Source organism: Bradyrhizobium sp. KBS0727, from assembly GCF_005937885.2.
GTDB lineage: Bacteria > Pseudomonadota > Alphaproteobacteria > Rhizobiales > Xanthobacteraceae > Bradyrhizobium.
The window spans coordinates 2,215,717-2,231,775 of record NZ_CP042176.1; the positions used below are offsets into that span (position 1 = coordinate 2,215,717).

A 16,059-nucleotide genomic window follows, 5' to 3' on the forward strand; every position below is an offset into this window, starting at 1 on the left:
AGCAATCCATACTTTCCTTGCTGCAAGATGGATTGCTTCGTCGCTTCGCTCCTCGCAATGACGGGGAGCAAGCAATCGACGGCCCCAAGAACGTCATCTATGGTGCGCCCGTTCCAACACGGGTGAACCAAGAAAATGATGTATCTGGAAACGCCGCCGAAACTGATCCCGACCGAAGTCTTCTCGGCGATGCCCGCCAAATTCCGCCGCCCGGTGCGCACCGAATGGGCAGACGCCAACCGGCCCGGCGCCACCACCGACTGCTTCATCGAGGGCCCGTCGTTCGATGCCGACGGCAATCTCTACATCGTCGACATTCCCTTCGGCCGTATTTTCAGGATCTCGCCTGACCGGAAATGGTCGCTGGTGGTCGAATATGACGGCTGGCCCAACGGGCTGAAGATCGGCCGCGACGGCCGCATCCTGGTCGCCGACTATCGCAACGGCATCATGGAGCTCGATGCGCGCGCCGGGCGAATGCAGAACGTGCTGCGGTCGCGCAACTCGGAATCCTTCAAGGGCTGCAACGACCTTCACATCGCCAGTAACGGCGACATCTACTTCACCGATCAGGGCCAGACCGGCCTGCACGATCCGACCGGCCGGGTCTACCGGCTCAAGACCGACGGCCGTCTCGATTGCCTGATCGATACCGGCGTCAGCCCGAACGGGCTGGTGCTCGATCCCCACGAGGCGGTGCTGTTCGTTGCGATGACCCGCGACAACGCGGTGTGGCGGATGCCGTTCATGAAAGACGGCAGCGTCTCCAAGGTCGGACGCTTCTGTTCGACCTTCGGCCCGAGCGGCCCCGACGGCATGACCATGGACAGAGCCGGCCGGCTGTTCGTCGCCCATGCGTCGCTGGGGCATGTCTTCGTGTTCGCGCCCAACGGCGAGCTGATCGCGCGCATCAAATCCTGCGCCGGCCAGAGCTGCACCAACGTCGCGATCGGTGGCAGCAACGGCGACCGGCTTTACATCACGGAATCGGTGACGGGCACGGTGCTGGTGGCGGATATTAGCGGGCTTGGGTAGTTGAAGCGACAGCCGCTGTTCTCCTTCTCCCCGTGAAGAACGGGGAGAAGGAGAAGAGTCACAACTTCCTGTTCTTCGCATTGACCGCGATCGCGGCCGCGGCGGTGCGGTTTTCCACGCCGAGCTTCGAGTAGATCTGCTCGAGGTGCTTGTCGACGGTGCGCGGGCTCAGGCCCAGGATCTGCGCGATGTCGCGGTTGGTCTTGCCCTTGGAGAGCCACTGCAGCACTTCGCCCTCGCGCGTGGTCAGGCCGAGTTCGCTGGAGAATTCCGCCGGCGTGTCGGCGCCGGAATCCTTGGCGAGCCGCAGCAAAAATTCGTTCGGGCCGAGCTTGCCCATATATTGCAGCCGGAGCTGCTCGTTGCCGGGAAACGCCGCCATCACGGCGGCCTTCGATCCGGCCTTGCTTTTCTGCGCCTGATCGAGCCATTGCGGCATCGGGTCGGGCAGCACGAAGTCGTCGTCCGCGTCGGCCGCCAGCGTGTCCGCCAGCAGTTTCTGCGCCTGCGGCGTCGCCCACATGATCTTGCCGGCGTCGTTCACCGCGAGCAGATAGCGGCCGGAGACGTCGAGCGCGGCGCGGGCGCTCTGCGTCAGCCGTGCGTTGGCAAGGTGGACGCGAATGCGCGCCAGCATTTCCTCGATCGCGATCGGCTTGGTGACATAGTCGACGCCGCCGGCCTCCAGACCGCGCACGATATGTTCGGTTTCGGCCAGGCCCGTCATGAAGATGATCGGCACGTTGTCGAGGCCGGCGTCGCGCTTCAGCCGCCGGCAGGTCTCGAAGCCGTCCATGCCGGGCATCACAGCGTCCATCAGCACGATATCGGGCGTGATCTGGTCGACGATCCGCATCGCGGAGGCGCCGTCGAGCGCGACCATGACCGTCATGCCGGCGCCGTCGAGCGCGTCGGTCAATAGCCGCAAGGTCTCCGGCGAATCGTCGACGACGAGGGCGACGTCGCGCTTTTTTGGATCAGTGATCATAGCTGTGCAGGGTTTTCAATGTGGCCATGTACTGGTCGAGGTCGAAGCGGTCGACCAGTGAGCGCATTTGCGAGACGAAGTCGGCGTGCTCGGGGTAATCGCTGCCGATCTCATCCAGTTTGACCTGGATGGCTTTGATATAGCCGAGTTGGCCGAGACCGATCAGTTCCTCGACATGCTTCACCGGCGGCCGCGAGCCGGTTTCCGGTTTCCAGTGCGGGAGGGGGATTTGATCGGCCTCATATTGCCATTGCAGCTTGAGCAACTGGCGGATGACTTCCAGCAGCCGGGGAATATCGATCGGCTTCATCATATAGCCGTCATGGAACGGCTGCGCCAGCGGCGCGCCGTGCGCTTCCAGCGCGCTCGCCGACACCATCAGGATGCGCGCCTGATGATGGCCGTTGGTGCGCAGCGTTTCCGCGACCGTCCATCCGTCCATGCCGGCCATCGAAATGTCGAGCAGGAACAGATCGGGTCGGCAGTGCTGCGCCAGCGCCAGACAGGCGGCGCCGTCGGGGGCGCTGAGCAGGATGAAGCCGAGCGGCGTCAGCACTTCGCGCAACAGATCGCGTTGGGTCGGATCGTCGTCGGTAATCATGATGGTCTTGCGCGGGCCGAGATAGCCATAGATCGGAGCTTCGACCGGCGCGATCCGGGTCGGATTAGTAACCTCCGACAGCAGCATCTTGACCTTGAAGGTGCTGCCGGCGCCCACCGTACTGGAAACCTTGATGTCGCCGCCCATCACACCGGCGAGCAGCCGGCTGATGGTGAGGCCCAGACCCGTACCGGTCTGCGGCTGCGAGATGCCGAGCGCGCCGCGCTCGAAGGGGGCGAAGATGCGCTCGAGATCGCCGGCCTGGATGCCGGGACCGGTATCGATGATTTCGAATTCCGCCACCGGGCTGCGGTAATGCACGACGAATTGCACGCTGCCGGCTTGCGTGAACTTCAGCGCATTCGACAGCAGGTTGATCAGCACCTGCCGCAGCCGCTTCTCGTCGGCATAGACGACGACCGGCAGCACCGAAGGCCGCTTGAAGACGAAGTCGATGCCCTTGGCGGCGGCCTGAACGCGGAACATGCCGACCAGCTGGTCGAGAAATTCGCTCAAGCGGACCTCGTCGCGCGACAAATACAGCCGGCCGGCCTCGATCTTGGAAATGTCGAGGATGCCGTCGATCAGTCCCGACAAATGGTCGGCGCTGCGCCGGACCACGCGCACCTGGTCGCGCGGCTTCGTGCTCAGGCTGGCGTCCTGTTCCAGCAATTGCGCGTAGCCGGAGATCGCGTTCAGCGGCGAGCGCAGTTCGTGGCTGAGACCAACAACGTAGCGGCTCTTGGCAAGATTCGCCGATTCCGCCACCTCCTTGGCGCGCTGCAGCTCGGCGTCGGTGCGTTTGTGGGCGTCGATTTCGTTGATCAGCAGCGCGGTCTGCCGCCGCGTCTCTTCTTCGGCGGCGCGGCGGCTTTGTTGCGCCAGCACGAACAGCCACGCCACGACGCCGATGATGATGGTGAGCGCGAAGAAGACTTTCCAGAGCACGTCGGAGAGCTGGTCGGCATGCACGGTTGCCGCGGTCTGCAGGTAGATCAGCCCGAGCGTCAGCCCGACCAGTCCCGCCGACACCGCGAACACGCCGAGATAATGCCCGAGCTGGGAGTTGACGCGGGCATAGATCGGCTTCGGCACCAGTTTGCCCACCACTTCGGACACCTGGGCGCCGATCCGCGCGTGCGGCTTGCACAAATCATGGCAGCGCGCGTCGAGCGAACAGCACAGCGAACAGATCGGGCCGGCATAGGCGGGGCAGGCGGCCATGTCCTCGGGCTCGAACGCGTGTTCGCAGATACAGCACTGGATCGATTCCAGGTTCTGCCAGCTGCGCTTGGGTTTGCGCGCGATGTAGTATTTTCCGTCGGTGGCCCATGCGATCAGCGGCGCGGTGACAAAGGCGACGGCGAGCGCCACGAAGGCGGACAGCCCTTTCGCCGTCGGCCCGAACAGGCCGTAGAACGCAGAGATCGAGACGATGGTCGCGATCAGCATCGCGCCGACGCCGACCGGGTTGATGTCGTAGAGATGGGCGCGCTTGAACTCGATATGCTGCGGGCGAAGGCGGAGCGGCTTGTTGACGACGAGATCGGCGACCAGCGCGCCGACCCAGGCGATGGCGACGTTGGAGTAGAGCGCCAGCGTCTGTTCCAGCGCCTTGTAGACGCCGATCTCCATCAGCAGCAGCGCCACCACCACGTTGAAGACCAGCCACACCACGCGGCCGGGATGGCTGTGGGTCAGGCGCGAAAAGAAGTTCGACCACGCGATCGAACCGGCGTAGGCGTTGGTGACGTTGATCTTGAGCTGCGAGAGGATGACGAAGGTGCCGGTCAGCGCCAGCGCGAGATCCGGCTGCGACAGCACGTAGCGGAACGCCTCGAGATACATGTGCGCGGGCTCGGCGGCGTGCTCCTCGGAGACGCCGTGGCTCAGCGCGAAGAAGGCGAGGAACGATCCCGCCAGCAATTTGAGCGCGCCCAGGACGATCCAGCCGGGACCTGCGCTGAGCAGCGCGATCCACCACGAGGTTCGCGAGGTGTGGCGGTCGCGTGGCAGAAACCGCAGGAAGTCGACCTGCTCGCCGATCTGCGCCACCAGCGAAAACACCACCGAGGCCGCGGTGCCGAACAACAGCAGGTCGAGATGGCCGCCGGCGTCGCCATGCTCGCCGGCGAACTTGCGCCACTCGGTGAACGAGTGCGGGTTGGCGTAGGCGATCGCCACGAACGGCATGATGTGCAGGATGATCCAGAGCGGCTGTGTCCACAGCTGGAAGCGGCTGATCAGCGTGATGCCGTAGGTCACCAGCGGAATGATGACGACGGCCGAGATCAGATAGCCGATCGGGCGCGGGATGCCGAAGCACATCTCCAGCGCGGTCGCGAGAATGACCGCCTCGATCGCGAAGAAGATAAAGGTAAAGGACGCGTAGATCAGCGAGGTGATGGTCGAGCCGATGTAGCCGAAGCCGGCGCCGCGGGTCAGCAGGTCGATATCGATGCCGCATTTTGCGGCATGGTAGGCAATCGGCAGTCCGCAGCAGAAGATGATGACACTGACCACCAGGATGGCAGCTGTGGCGTTGGTGGCGCCATAGTTAAGCGTGATGGTGCCGCCGATCGCTTCCAGCGCCAGAAAGGAAATCGCGCCCAGCGCGGTATTGGCGACGCGGGCGGCCGACCATCGCCGCGCGCTCTTGGCGGTGAAGCGCAGCGCGTAGTCTTCCAGCGTCTGGTTGGCAACCCATTGATTATATTGGCGCCTGACGCGGTCTATCCGCTGCCGCCCTGCCACTTCGTACTCCTCACTGCCGACCATCGACCCCTCGATCGTCAGCAAACCCCATACCAAAACCTACGTCGCTATTTTGCGGTGCAATATACGCGATCTTGCGTATCTGTGCACTGCACAATTCGAGCAATCCTTCCCCTGCCAATAACGCGTCCTCGAACAAACAGGGGTTGATATGTCAGACGAGAATAAACAGGGGCTGCAGTCGGCATTTCGCCGCAAGCTGCTGATGGGAATGGCGGCGATTCCTGCCCTGACGGTGCTGCCGCGGTCATCTTTTGCCCAAGCGCCGGCAACCTCCGCGGTCAACACCACCGGGTTAGCGGTTACCGATACTGAAGTCACCGTCGGCATCCTGCATTCGGCCACCGGCACGATGGCGATCTCGGAAACCGGCTCGATCGAGGCCGAAAAGCTCGCGATCGAACAGATCAACGCCATGGGCGGCGTGCTCGGCCGCAAGATCAAGTTCATCCAGGAAGACGGCGCCAGCGACTGGCCGACGTTCGCCGAAAAGGCCAAGAAGCTGCTCGTCAACGACAAGGTCGCGGCGATCATGGGCTGCTGGACCTCAGCCTCCCGCAAGGCGGTGCTGCCGGTCATGGAGCAGTACAACGGCATGCTCTACTACCCGACCTTCTATGAAGGCCTCGAGCAATCCAAGAACGTGATCTACACCGGCCAGGAAGCCACCCAGCAGATTCTCGCGGGTCTCAACTGGATCGCCAAGGAGAAGGGCGCAAAGTCGTTCTTCTTCGTCGGCTCGGACTACATCTGGCCGCGCACCTCGAACAAGATCGCGCGCAAGCACGTCGAGAACGTGCTGAAGGGCAAGGTCGTCGGCGAAGAGTATTACCCGCTCGGCAACACCCAGTTCAACTCGGTGATCAACAAGATCAAGCTGACCAAGCCCGACGTGATCTTCACCGACGTGGTCGGCGGTTCGAACGTCGCCTTCTACAAGCAGCTCAAGGCGGCCGGCATCGACCTGTCGAAGCAGGCGCTGCTGACGATCTCGGTGACCGAAGACGAAATCGACGGTATCGGCGGCGAGAACATCGCGGGCGCCTATGCCTGCATGAAGTACTTCCAGTCGCTCGACAATCCGAACAACAAGACCTTCGTGCCCGCCTTCAAGAAGATGTGGGGCGAGAAGACCGTGATCGGAGACGTCACCCAGGCTGCCTATCTCGGCCCGTGGCTGTGGAAATTGACGGTCGAGAAGGCCGGCAGCTTCGACATCGACAAGATCGCGGCGGCGTCACCCGGCGTCGAATTCAAGGGCGCGCCCGAAGGCTATGTGCGCATCCATGAAAACCATCATCTGTGGTCCAAGACTCGCGTCGGCCGCGCCAAGCTCGATGGCCAGTTCGAACTGATCTTCGAGACCGCCGATCTGGTCGAGCCCGATCCGTTCCCCAAAGGCTACCAGTAAGCGGGCTACCAGTAAGCGAGCGGACTCTCCGCAAGCTTCCTCGCGCAACCGCTCCCTGGCGTGGACCGTCAATCCACGCTTACGACCCCGCGTCGCGAATTCTTTCGCGGCGCGGGGACTTATCCCCTCGACGGAGAAGTCAGATGTTTGGCGACTATTCGATTGGCGACCTCGGCTCCATCTTCGTCATGCAGGGCTTTGCCGGCCTGATCCTGTTTTCCGTTTACGTGCTGATGGCGCTCGGTCTTGCGATCATCTTCGGCCAGATGGGCGTCATCAACATGGCGCATGGCGAGTTCATGATCCTCGGCGCCTACGTCACCTGGATGACGTCGAACTTCTTCCAGAACTATCTGCCGAGCCTGTTCAGCGGCTACTTCTTCCTCGCGATGATACTGGCTTTCCTGGCCTCCGGGGCGCTGGGGATGCTGGTGGAATGGGTGCTAATCCGCCATCTCTACAAGCGCCCGCTCGATACGCTGCTCGCCACCTGGGGCCTCAGCCTGATGCTGCAGCAGGCCTATCGCTCGATCTTCGGCGCGCGTGAAGTCGGCGTCGAACTGCCGCAGTGGATGCTGGGCTCGCTGCACGTCTCCGACAGCATCGAGGTGCCGATCAACGGCGTCTTCGTGATGGGACTGACGCTGCTGATCACGATCGCTGTCGCCTACGTCATGTACAAGTCGCGCTGGGGCCGCCAGGTCCGCGCCGTCGTGCAGAACCGCATCATGGCGGGCGCGGTCGGCATCAATACAGCGAAGGTCGACCGCTACACCTTCGCGCTCGGCTGCGGCATCGCCGGCGTCGCCGGCAGCGCCTTCACCATGATCGGCTCGACCGGTCCGACCTCCGGCCAGCTCTACATCGTCGACACCTTCCTGGTGGTCGTGTTCGGGGGCGCCGCCAGCCTGCTCGGCACCATCGCTTCGGCCTTCTCGATCTCGCAGACGCAATCGACGCTCGAATTCTTCATGTCGGGTTCGATGGCGAAGGTGCTGACGCTGCTTGCGGTGGTCGGAATCCTGATGCTGCGGCCGCAGGGGCTGTTCGCCCTCAAGGTGCGCAAATGACAACAAAGAGGGGCTGAAGTCATGAACGACAATCGCTACTTCAATCGTTCGGAGCTGATCGGCATCCTGGTGCTCGCCGTCTTCCTGGTGGTGATCCTGCCGCTCTGTCTCGACGTCTTTCGGCTCAACCTGGTCGCCAAATACCTGACCTACGCTTTCGTGGCGCTCGGGCTGGTGATCTGCTGGGGCTATGGCGGGATTCTGTCGCTGGGGCAGGGCGTGTTCTTCGGCCTCGGCGGCTACTGCATGGCGATGTTTCTCAAGTTGGAAGCATCGAGCGTCGAGAACACCAAGATCCAGTCGACCCCCGGTATTCCCGATTTCATGGACTGGAATCAGATCACCTCATTGCCGTTGTTCTGGCAGCCGTTCCACAGCCTGACCTTTACCGTTCTCGCTGTGATCCTGGTGCCCGGTATCTTCGCCCTCATCATCGGTGCCGCGATGTTCAAGCGCCGCGTCGGCGGCACCTACTTCGCCATCATCACGCAAGCGGTAGCGGCGATCCTGACCATCCTGATCGTCGGCCAGCAGGGCTACACCGGCGGCATCAACGGGATGACCGACCTGCGCACGCTGAAGGGATGGGACATCCGTCCCGACCACGCCAAGGTCGTGCTCTACTTCTTCGAGGTCGGCTGCCTGTTCGCCTGCATCTTCATCGCCTATTTCATCCGGCGCTCGAAGCTCGGCCGCATCCTGGTCGCGATGCGCGACCAGGAGGACCGGGTCCGGTTCTCCGGCTACAGCGTCGCCAACTTCAAGATCTTCGCCTTCTGCGTCGCCGCGATCTTCGCCGCGATCGGCGGCGCCATGTTCGCGCTGCAAGTAGGCTTCATGTCGCCCTCCTTTGTCGGCATCGTGCCGTCGATCGAGATGGTGATCTACACCGCGGTCGGTGGCCGGCTCTCGATCCTCGGCGCCGTCTACGGAACCATGCTGGTCAACTTCGCCAAGACCAGCCTTTCGGAATCCTTCCCCGAGCTCTGGCTGTTCGGCCTCGGCGGCTTGTTCATCGCCGTCGTTCTTGCCTTCCCCAATGGTCTCGCCGGCATCTGGCAGGATTACGTCCAGCCGCGGATCGATCGGCTGTTCGCGTCACGCAGCGCCAAACTGGACGACGACCTGGTTGCCGACGGCGCCCCGGCGGAATGAGGAGATAGATCATGCTTGTCGGTCATCTCGCGTGCCGATGCCACACTGGCGGAATGGGGAGTTAGGTCATGCTCATCGGTCATCAGCCCAAGGATTTCCTGCTCGCGGTGGAAGGGCTCACCGTTTCCTTTGACGGCTTCAAGGCGGTCAACGATCTCTCCTTCTATGTCGAGGAGAACGAGATCCGCGTCATCATCGGCCCCAACGGCGCCGGCAAGACCACGGTACTCGACCTGATCTGCGGCAAGACCAAGGCCACCTCAGGCTCGATCCAGTTTCGCGGCAAGGACCTGACGAAGCTGAAGGAGAACCAGATCGTCAAGGCCGGGGTGGGGCGAAAATTCCAGACGCCGTCGATCTACGACGATCTCACGGTGTTCGAGAACCTGGAAATCTCGTTCCCGCGCGGCCGCACCGTGTTCGGCGCGCTGACCTTCACCCGCGACGCCGCCGTGCGCGATCGGGTGCACGAAGTGGCCGAGATGATCTTCCTGAAAGACCGTCTGAACATGAGCGCGGCGCTGCTCAGTCACGGCCAGAAGCAATGGCTCGAGATCGGCATGCTGCTGATCCAGGACCCGGACCTGCTGATGCTCGACGAGCCCGTCGCCGGCATGAGCGTCAGCGAGCGCGCCAAGACCGCCGAATTGCTCAACCGCATCATCAAGGACCGCTCGGTGCTGGTCATCGAGCACGACATGAAGTTCGTCGAGGACATCGCCCACAAGGTCACCGTCCTGCACCAGGGCCAGATCCTGTCTGAAGGCACGATGGAAAAGGTCAAGAACGATCCCAAGGTCATCGAAGTTTATCTTGGCCACTAATCCAATCAGGAGCACGTCCATGCTGGCTATTTCGGATCTTCACGTCGCTTACGGCCAGAGCGAAGTGCTGCACGGCCTCAACGTGTCGGTGGCATCAAACGAGATCATCGCGATCATGGGCCGCAACGGCATGGGCAAGACCACGCTGATGAAGTCGCTGATGGGGATCGTGCCGACCAAGAGCGGTTCGGTCAGCATGGAAGGCGCCGAGCTCAGCGCGCTGCCGAGCTACGAGCGGGTCGCCAAGGGCCTCGCTTACGTGCCGCAGGGCCGCATGATCTTCTCGACCATGACGGTGCAGGAGAACATCGAGACCGGCCTCGTGGTGTCCGGCGGCTCCGAGGTGCCGGAAGACATCTACGAACTGTTTCCGGTGCTGCTGGAAATGAAAGGCCGTCGCGGCGGCAACCTCTCCGGCGGCCAGCAGCAGCAGTTGGCGATCGCGCGTGCGCTCGCGACCAAGCCGAAAGTGCTGCTGCTGGACGAGCCGACCGAAGGCATTCAGCCGTCGATCATCAAGGACATGGCGCGGACCCTGAAGCGGATTCGCGACGAGCGCGGTCTTTCCATCGTGGTGTCCGAGCAGGTGCTGAGTTTCGCGCTCGACATCGCCGACCGCGTGCTTGTGATCGAGAACGGCGAGATCGTCCGCGACGATCCGCGCGACAGCGTCGATGCCGCGCAGATTTCGAAATTCCTGTCCGTGTAACCGTACCTAAAAAGGGGAGCTATTGATGCCTGATACACTGATCAAGGTCGATCTCACGAAGTCGGCCTACGATAACGACAAGATCCACAATCGGTGGCATCCCGACATTCCGATGGTTTCCTGGGTCAGCCCGGGCGACGACTTCATCATCGAGACCTATGACTGGACCGGTGGCTTCATCAAGAACAACGATTCCGCCGACGACGTGCGCGACATCGACCTGTCGATCGTGCACTTCCTGTCCGGCCCGATTGGCGTCAAGGGAGCCGAGCCCGGCGACCTCTTGGTGGTCGACCTGCTCGACGTCGGCCCATTGAAGGAAAGCCTTTGGGGCTTTAACGGCTTTTTCTCCAAGCAGAATGGCGGCGGTTTTCTGACCGACCATTTCCCGCTGGCGCAAAAGTCGATCTGGGACATCAAGGGCCTCTACACCTCGTCGCGCCACATTCCCGGCGTCAACTTTGCCGGGCTGATCCATCCCGGCCTGATCGGCTGTCTGCCCGATCCGAAACTGCTGGCGAAATGGAACGAGCGCGAGAACGCGCTGATCGCGACCGATCCGACTCGCATACCCGGATTGGCCAACCCGCCGTTCGCCGCGACCGCGCATGCCGGCCAGGCCAAGGGCGACGTCAAGGCCAAGATCGGCGCCGAAGGTGCCCGCACCGTGCCGCCGCGCGAACATGGCGGCAACTGCGACATCAAGGATCTCTCGCGCGGCTCGAAGATCTACTTCCCGGTCTATGTTCCCGGCGGCGGCCTCTCGATGGGTGATCTGCACTTCAGCCAGGGCGACGGCGAGATCACCTTCTGCGGCGCGATCGAAATGGCCGGCTGGCTGCACATCAAGGTTGACGTCATCAAGGACGGCGTCGCCAAATACGGCATCAAGAACCCCGTGTTCAAGCCGTCGCCGATCACGCCGAACTACAAGGACTACCTGATCTTCGAGGGCATCTCGGTCGACGAGGCTGGCAAGCAGCATTACCTCGACGTTCACATCGCCTATCGCCAGGCCTGCCTGAACGCGATCGAATACCTGAAGAAGTTCGGCTATTCCGGCGCCCAGGCCTATTCGATCCTCGGCACCGCACCTTGCCAGGGCCACATATCAGGCGTGGTCGACGTGCCCAACGCCTGCGCCACGCTGTGGCTGCCGACGGAAATCTTCGACTTCGATATCATGCCGTCGTCGGCGGGTCCGATCAAACATATCGACGGTTCGATCCAGATGCCGCTCTCGCCGGACAAGTGATCCCTGCGCGACGGGGTGCGGGACGGTTGAGTATCATGCCGCCCCGCATCCGCCGTCGCTCTTATCGAGAGTCTCGCGCGAGGAAACACAAATGCCCGTCTATGAATATCTCTGCAACGATTGCGGCCCGTTCAAGGACATGCGGCCGATGGCGGAATGCGACGATCCGCAGGACTGTCCGCAGTGCGAAAGTGAATCGCCGCGCGTGATCCTGACCGCGCCGGCGTTCTTCTGCATGCCGTCCGACAAGCGCAAAGCAGCCGCCACCAACGAGCGCAGCTCCCATGCGCCGAAGACGCTGGCCGAATACAAGGCCTCGCACGGCCCCGGCTGCGGCTGCTGCTCGACCAAGAAACCGTCGCGGCTGGTGAAGCAGACCCGCAGCGGCGCCAAGAGCTTTCCGACCGCGCGGCCCTGGATGATCAGCCACTGACGCGCGATGGCGAATGATTTCGGTCTCATCGACGGCAAAATTCAAATCAAAACAGAAGGCAGATCCCCATGCTCCACGGTGACATTTCCTCGAGCAACGACACCGTCGGCGTGGCGGTCGTCAATTACAAGATGCCGCGCCTGCACACCAAGGCGGAGGTGCTCGACAACGCGCGCAAGATCGCCGACATGCTGGTGGGGATGAAGCTGGGGTTGCCGGGCATGGATCTGGTGATCTTCCCGGAATATTCCACCCAAGGCATCATGTACGACGAGAAGGAGATGTACGAGACCGCTTCGGCCGTGCCGGGTGAAGAGACCGCGATCTTCGCGGAAGCCTGCCGCAAGGCCAAGGTCTGGGGCGTGTTCTCGCTGACCGGCGAACGCCACGAGGAGCATCCGAACAAGGCGCCGTACAACACCCTGATCCTGATGAACGACAAGGGCGAGATCGTCCAGAAGTACCGCAAGATCATGCCGTGGGTGCCGATCGAAGGTTGGTATCCCGGCAACTGCACCTATGTTTCCGACGGCCCGAAGGGGATGAAGGTCAGCCTGATCATCTGCGACGACGGCAACTTTCCGGAAATCTGGCGCGACTGCGCCATGAAGGGCGCCGAGCTGATCGTGCGCTGCCAGGGCTACATGTATCCGGCCAAGGAACAGCAGATCCTGATCTCCAAGGCGATGGCCTGGGCCAACAACGTCTATGTTGCGGTCGCCAATGCCGCCGGCTTCGACGGCGTCTATTCCTACTTCGGTCACTCCGCGATCATCGGCTTCGACGGCCGCACCCTCGGCGAGACCGGCGAGGAGGAATACGGCATCCAGTATGCCCAGCTCTCGAAGAGCCTGATCCGCGACGCGCGCCGCACCGGCCAGTCGCAGAATCATCTCTACAAGCTGGTGCATCGCGGCTACACCGGCATGATCAATTCCGGCGAAAGCCCGCGCGGCGTCGCGGCCTGTCCCTACGATTTCTACAAGAAGTGGATCAATGATCCCGAAGGCACCCGCGAGATGGTCGAGGCCATGACCCGCCCGACCGCCGGCACCGAAGAGTGCCCGATCGACGGCATCCCGAACGAAAAGACAGGGACGAACTATTGAGGGCTTCGTAGGGTGGGTTAGCGAAGCGTAACCCACCGTCCGGACCATCCGCGCGGCACGAAGTTGGTGGGTTACGGCTTCGCCTAACCCACCCTACGCAGGGCTCAACATCGGACGTTGGTAGCGAAGCCATATCACGGCCAAGGCGGCGGCTCCGATCAGCAGCATCGAGAACCAGTTGAGCGGTTGCCAGCCCCAGCGGTCCTGCAGGAAGCCGGCCATGAAGCTCGACGTCGCGGTAGTGCTGAACACCAGCAGGTCGTTGAGCGCCTGCGCCTTGCCGCGCTCGTTCGGACGGTAGCAGGTCGTCACCAGCGTGGTGGCGCCGACGAACAGGAAATTCCAGCCGACGCCGTTGACGGCCAGCGCAATCCGGAAATTCCATTCGGCGGTGCCGCTGAGCGCCGCCGCGACGCCGGCCAGCATCAGCACGATGCCGATCGCCATCACCGTCGTCACGCCGAGCCGGTTGATCAGGTTGCCGGTGAAGAACGAGGGCACGAACATGCCGAGCACATGCATGAAGATGACCCAGTGGGCTTCCGAATGCGGAAAGCCGCAGCCGACGATGGCGAGCGGCGACGCGCTCATGATAAATGACATCGTTCCGAACGCCAGCATGCCGGCCATCGCCGAGGCGATAAAGCGCGGCTGACTGGCAATCTCCCACAGCGGGCGCGGAGGTGCGGCGATCTCGGCTGGGCTCGCGGTTGAAGCCGCCACCGCGACCGGCGGGAAGGTGATGAAGGACATGATCGTAAACACGATGGCGTGCAGGCCGAGAATGGCGGCATAGGTCGCCAGATAAAGCGGCATCGTCAGATCGTGGGTGACGCGCACCAGGCTCGGGCCGATCACGGCCGCGGCGACGCCACCGGCGGTGACCCATGAAATCGCCTTGGCGCGGTAGTGGATCGGCACCAGCTCCGCCGCGGCAAAGCGATACATCTGCAGGCAGGCTACCGCGTAGCCGAGGATCAGGCCGCCGCCGCACATGACGAGGAAGTTGCCGGTGTAGAGTCCGAGACACATGACGATGGCGCCGGCCATGCCGAACAAAGAGCCGACGCGAAAGCCGATGCTGCGGCCAACGCGTTGCATCAAGAGCGCCGCCGGGAACACCCAGATCATCACGCCGATATGCTGCATCGTGACCGGCAGATTGGCGAGGTCGGGACGATGATAGAAGGTGATGACCGACAGCCCGGTCGCCGCGAACATCATGGTGTTGCAGGATTGGCCGACGGCCTGGCAGCAGGCGAGCAGCAGGAGGTTGCGATGCGCGCGCCGGTCGAGGCTCTCGGCCAGATCGATTTCCGGCCTGAGCCCGGATCGGGGTGACATTGCGTCCATATTATTATTCTTGCCCAATTGATCTCGGGAACGCCGCGCAGCCGGGGCCGGCGCGGAAACGTTTTACGTTCTAGGAAAAATGACTTCTTCTCAAGGCTCGCGTCGGAGATTCCTGTGATCTCGCCGATCCGCCGAAATTCGAGGCGGCGTTGATGCGCTGAGGAAATCGCGTAAGCTGACGGAATAATCGCGCTGTCCCGTTCTCCAGGGACGTCCCGCATTGCACCATTCATTCGGGTGCAGGCTGGAAATAAGCGATAATGGGTGGGGCGGGTAACACATGTTCGACGATCTGCAATTCACCGTCCCGCGCCCGCCGGCCTATGGCGAACTGACGGACCTGCTGCCCGGGCTGTTCTGGGTGCGGCTACCGATGCCGACGCTGCCCAATCACGTCAATTGCTGGCTGCTCGACAACGGACCGGGGTGGACCCTGGTCGACTGCGGCTTTGACACCGACGAAATCTTTGAAATATGGGACAGGCTGTGGCGCGGCTTGCTGCGCAGCCGTCCGCTGCAGAATCTCACCTTCACCCATGCGCATCTCGATCACTTCGGTTTCGCCAGCTATCTGGTGAAGGAATCGAAATGCACGGTGCGCATGCCGCTGGCGGAATGGCTCAGCGGCTGGAAACTGTGGCACGAACGTGAGGACGGACCGGACGAGCAGCTCAAGTCCTTCATGACGCGCAACGGCGCCTCGGATGAGGAGGCCGCCGGCATCATCGGCTCGCTGCGCAAGTCAAAATATCTTGGCCTGCGGCCGCCGCGCGAGTTCATCCGCATCCGCGACGGCGATATGGTCGCGATGGGGCAGCGCGAGTGGCGGGTGATCACGACGGGCGGGCATTCGCCGGAGCACGCGTCGTTCTTTTGCGAAAACGACAATATCCTGATCTCAGGCGACCAGATCCTGTCGCATATGACCCCGTCGGTGATCGTGCCGTCGGCGCAGCCGGATGCCAACCCGATGCAGGAATATCTGGAGTCGCTGACGCGGTTCGAAGCGCTGCCGGCGGATACGCTGGTGCTGCCGTCGCACGGCCTGCCGTTCCGTGGGCTGCACACACGGCTCGCCCAGATGCGGGAACATCACACGGCCCGGCTCGACGACGTGGCCTCCGTCGTCACAGGCAAGACGACGGCGTTTATGATCGCGCAGGAGGTGTTCCCGCGGGTGCTGTACGCCAATCCGCGCCAGGCCTTTGGCGAGTCGCTGGCCCATCTGAACCTGCTGGCCTCGCTCGGCAGGCTGACGCGCGAGGTCGATGGCAACGGCGCGATCGCCTTCGCGCCGGCGTGAACCGGTTCAACGTGCCTTCAAACCCCGAACCCGGTTCC

Annotated in this window: 13 protein-coding genes; 10 read left to right on the forward strand and 3 right to left on the reverse strand. The window is 62.6% G+C overall.

Features of this window, described 5'->3' with window-relative positions:
• The first annotated feature begins 135 nt into the window (after window positions 1–135).
• Complete coding sequence (locus FFI89_RS10125) at window positions 136–1,035, forward strand: SMP-30/gluconolactonase/LRE family protein (protein WP_246669411.1); 900 nt, start codon at window positions 136–138, stop codon at window positions 1,033–1,035.
• A 58-nt stretch (window positions 1,036–1,093) separates the two neighbouring features.
• Here the strand turns inward: FFI89_RS10125 and FFI89_RS10130 are convergent, their stop codons facing one another.
• Together FFI89_RS10130 and FFI89_RS10135 are read right to left on the reverse strand one after the other, a co-directional pair.
• Window positions 1,094–2,023 (reverse strand): response regulator, encoded by a 930-nt coding sequence (locus FFI89_RS10130; RefSeq protein ID WP_138835205.1) that lies wholly within the window; start codon window positions 2,021–2,023, stop codon window positions 1,094–1,096.
• Window positions 2,013–5,378: an ATP-binding protein gene (locus FFI89_RS10135; RefSeq protein WP_138835207.1), complete on the reverse strand. Its 3,366-nt coding sequence runs from the start codon at window positions 5,376–5,378 to the stop codon at window positions 2,013–2,015. The genes FFI89_RS10130 and FFI89_RS10135 overlap by 11 nt, the downstream gene beginning before the upstream one ends.
• 172 nt (window positions 5,379–5,550) lie before the next feature.
• Between FFI89_RS10135 and urtA the strand changes: the two genes are divergently transcribed.
• The 8 genes from urtA (at window position 5,551) to FFI89_RS10175 (ending at window position 13,365) form a co-directional block, all read left to right on the forward strand.
• On the forward strand, window positions 5,551–6,810 hold the full coding sequence (urtA, locus tag FFI89_RS10140; RefSeq protein ID WP_138835210.1) for an urea ABC transporter substrate-binding protein: 1,260 nt from the start codon (window positions 5,551–5,553) through the stop codon (window positions 6,808–6,810).
• Window positions 6,811–6,953: 143 nt separating this feature from the next.
• Entirely contained in the window at window positions 6,954–7,880 is a 927-nt protein-coding gene (gene urtB, locus FFI89_RS10145; RefSeq protein WP_138835212.1) for an urea ABC transporter permease subunit UrtB, read from the forward strand.
• Window positions 7,881–7,901: 21 nt separating this feature from the next.
• On the forward strand, window positions 7,902–9,035 hold the full coding sequence (gene urtC, locus FFI89_RS10150; RefSeq protein WP_138835214.1) for an urea ABC transporter permease subunit UrtC: 1,134 nt from the start codon (window positions 7,902–7,904) through the stop codon (window positions 9,033–9,035).
• A 68-nt stretch (window positions 9,036–9,103) separates the two neighbouring features.
• The gene (gene urtD / locus FFI89_RS10155) at window positions 9,104–9,859 is read left to right on the forward strand and encodes an urea ABC transporter ATP-binding protein UrtD (protein WP_138835216.1); all 756 of its coding nucleotides are present in this window, start codon (window positions 9,104–9,106) and stop codon (window positions 9,857–9,859) included.
• A gap of 19 nt (window positions 9,860–9,878) precedes the next feature.
• Window positions 9,879–10,568: an urea ABC transporter ATP-binding subunit UrtE gene (urtE, locus tag FFI89_RS10160; RefSeq protein ID WP_079586619.1), complete on the forward strand. Its 690-nt coding sequence runs from the start codon at window positions 9,879–9,881 to the stop codon at window positions 10,566–10,568.
• A 25-nt stretch (window positions 10,569–10,593) separates the two neighbouring features.
• Window positions 10,594–11,823: a formamidase gene (fmdA, locus tag FFI89_RS10165; protein WP_138835218.1), complete on the forward strand. Its 1,230-nt coding sequence runs from the start codon at window positions 10,594–10,596 to the stop codon at window positions 11,821–11,823.
• A gap of 91 nt (window positions 11,824–11,914) precedes the next feature.
• Window positions 11,915–12,256, forward strand: coding sequence for a zinc ribbon domain-containing protein (locus FFI89_RS10170; protein WP_138835221.1), 342 nt, complete (start codon window positions 11,915–11,917; stop codon window positions 12,254–12,256).
• A 68-nt stretch (window positions 12,257–12,324) separates the two neighbouring features.
• A complete protein-coding gene (locus FFI89_RS10175; RefSeq protein ID WP_138835223.1) occupies window positions 12,325–13,365 on the forward strand; it encodes an aliphatic amidase in 1,041 nt (346 codons plus the stop codon).
• A gap of 93 nt (window positions 13,366–13,458) precedes the next feature.
• Here FFI89_RS10175 and FFI89_RS10180 read toward each other — a convergent pair whose 3' ends face one another.
• Entirely contained in the window at window positions 13,459–14,718 is a 1,260-nt protein-coding gene (locus FFI89_RS10180; RefSeq protein WP_138835225.1) for an MFS transporter, read from the reverse strand.
• A 280-nt stretch (window positions 14,719–14,998) separates the two neighbouring features.
• Here FFI89_RS10180 and FFI89_RS10185 point away from each other — a divergent pair, with 280 nt between their 5' ends.
• The gene (locus FFI89_RS10185) at window positions 14,999–16,021 is read left to right on the forward strand and encodes an MBL fold metallo-hydrolase (protein ID WP_138835227.1); all 1,023 of its coding nucleotides are present in this window, start codon (window positions 14,999–15,001) and stop codon (window positions 16,019–16,021) included.
• Window positions 16,022–16,059 lie beyond the last annotated feature (38 nt).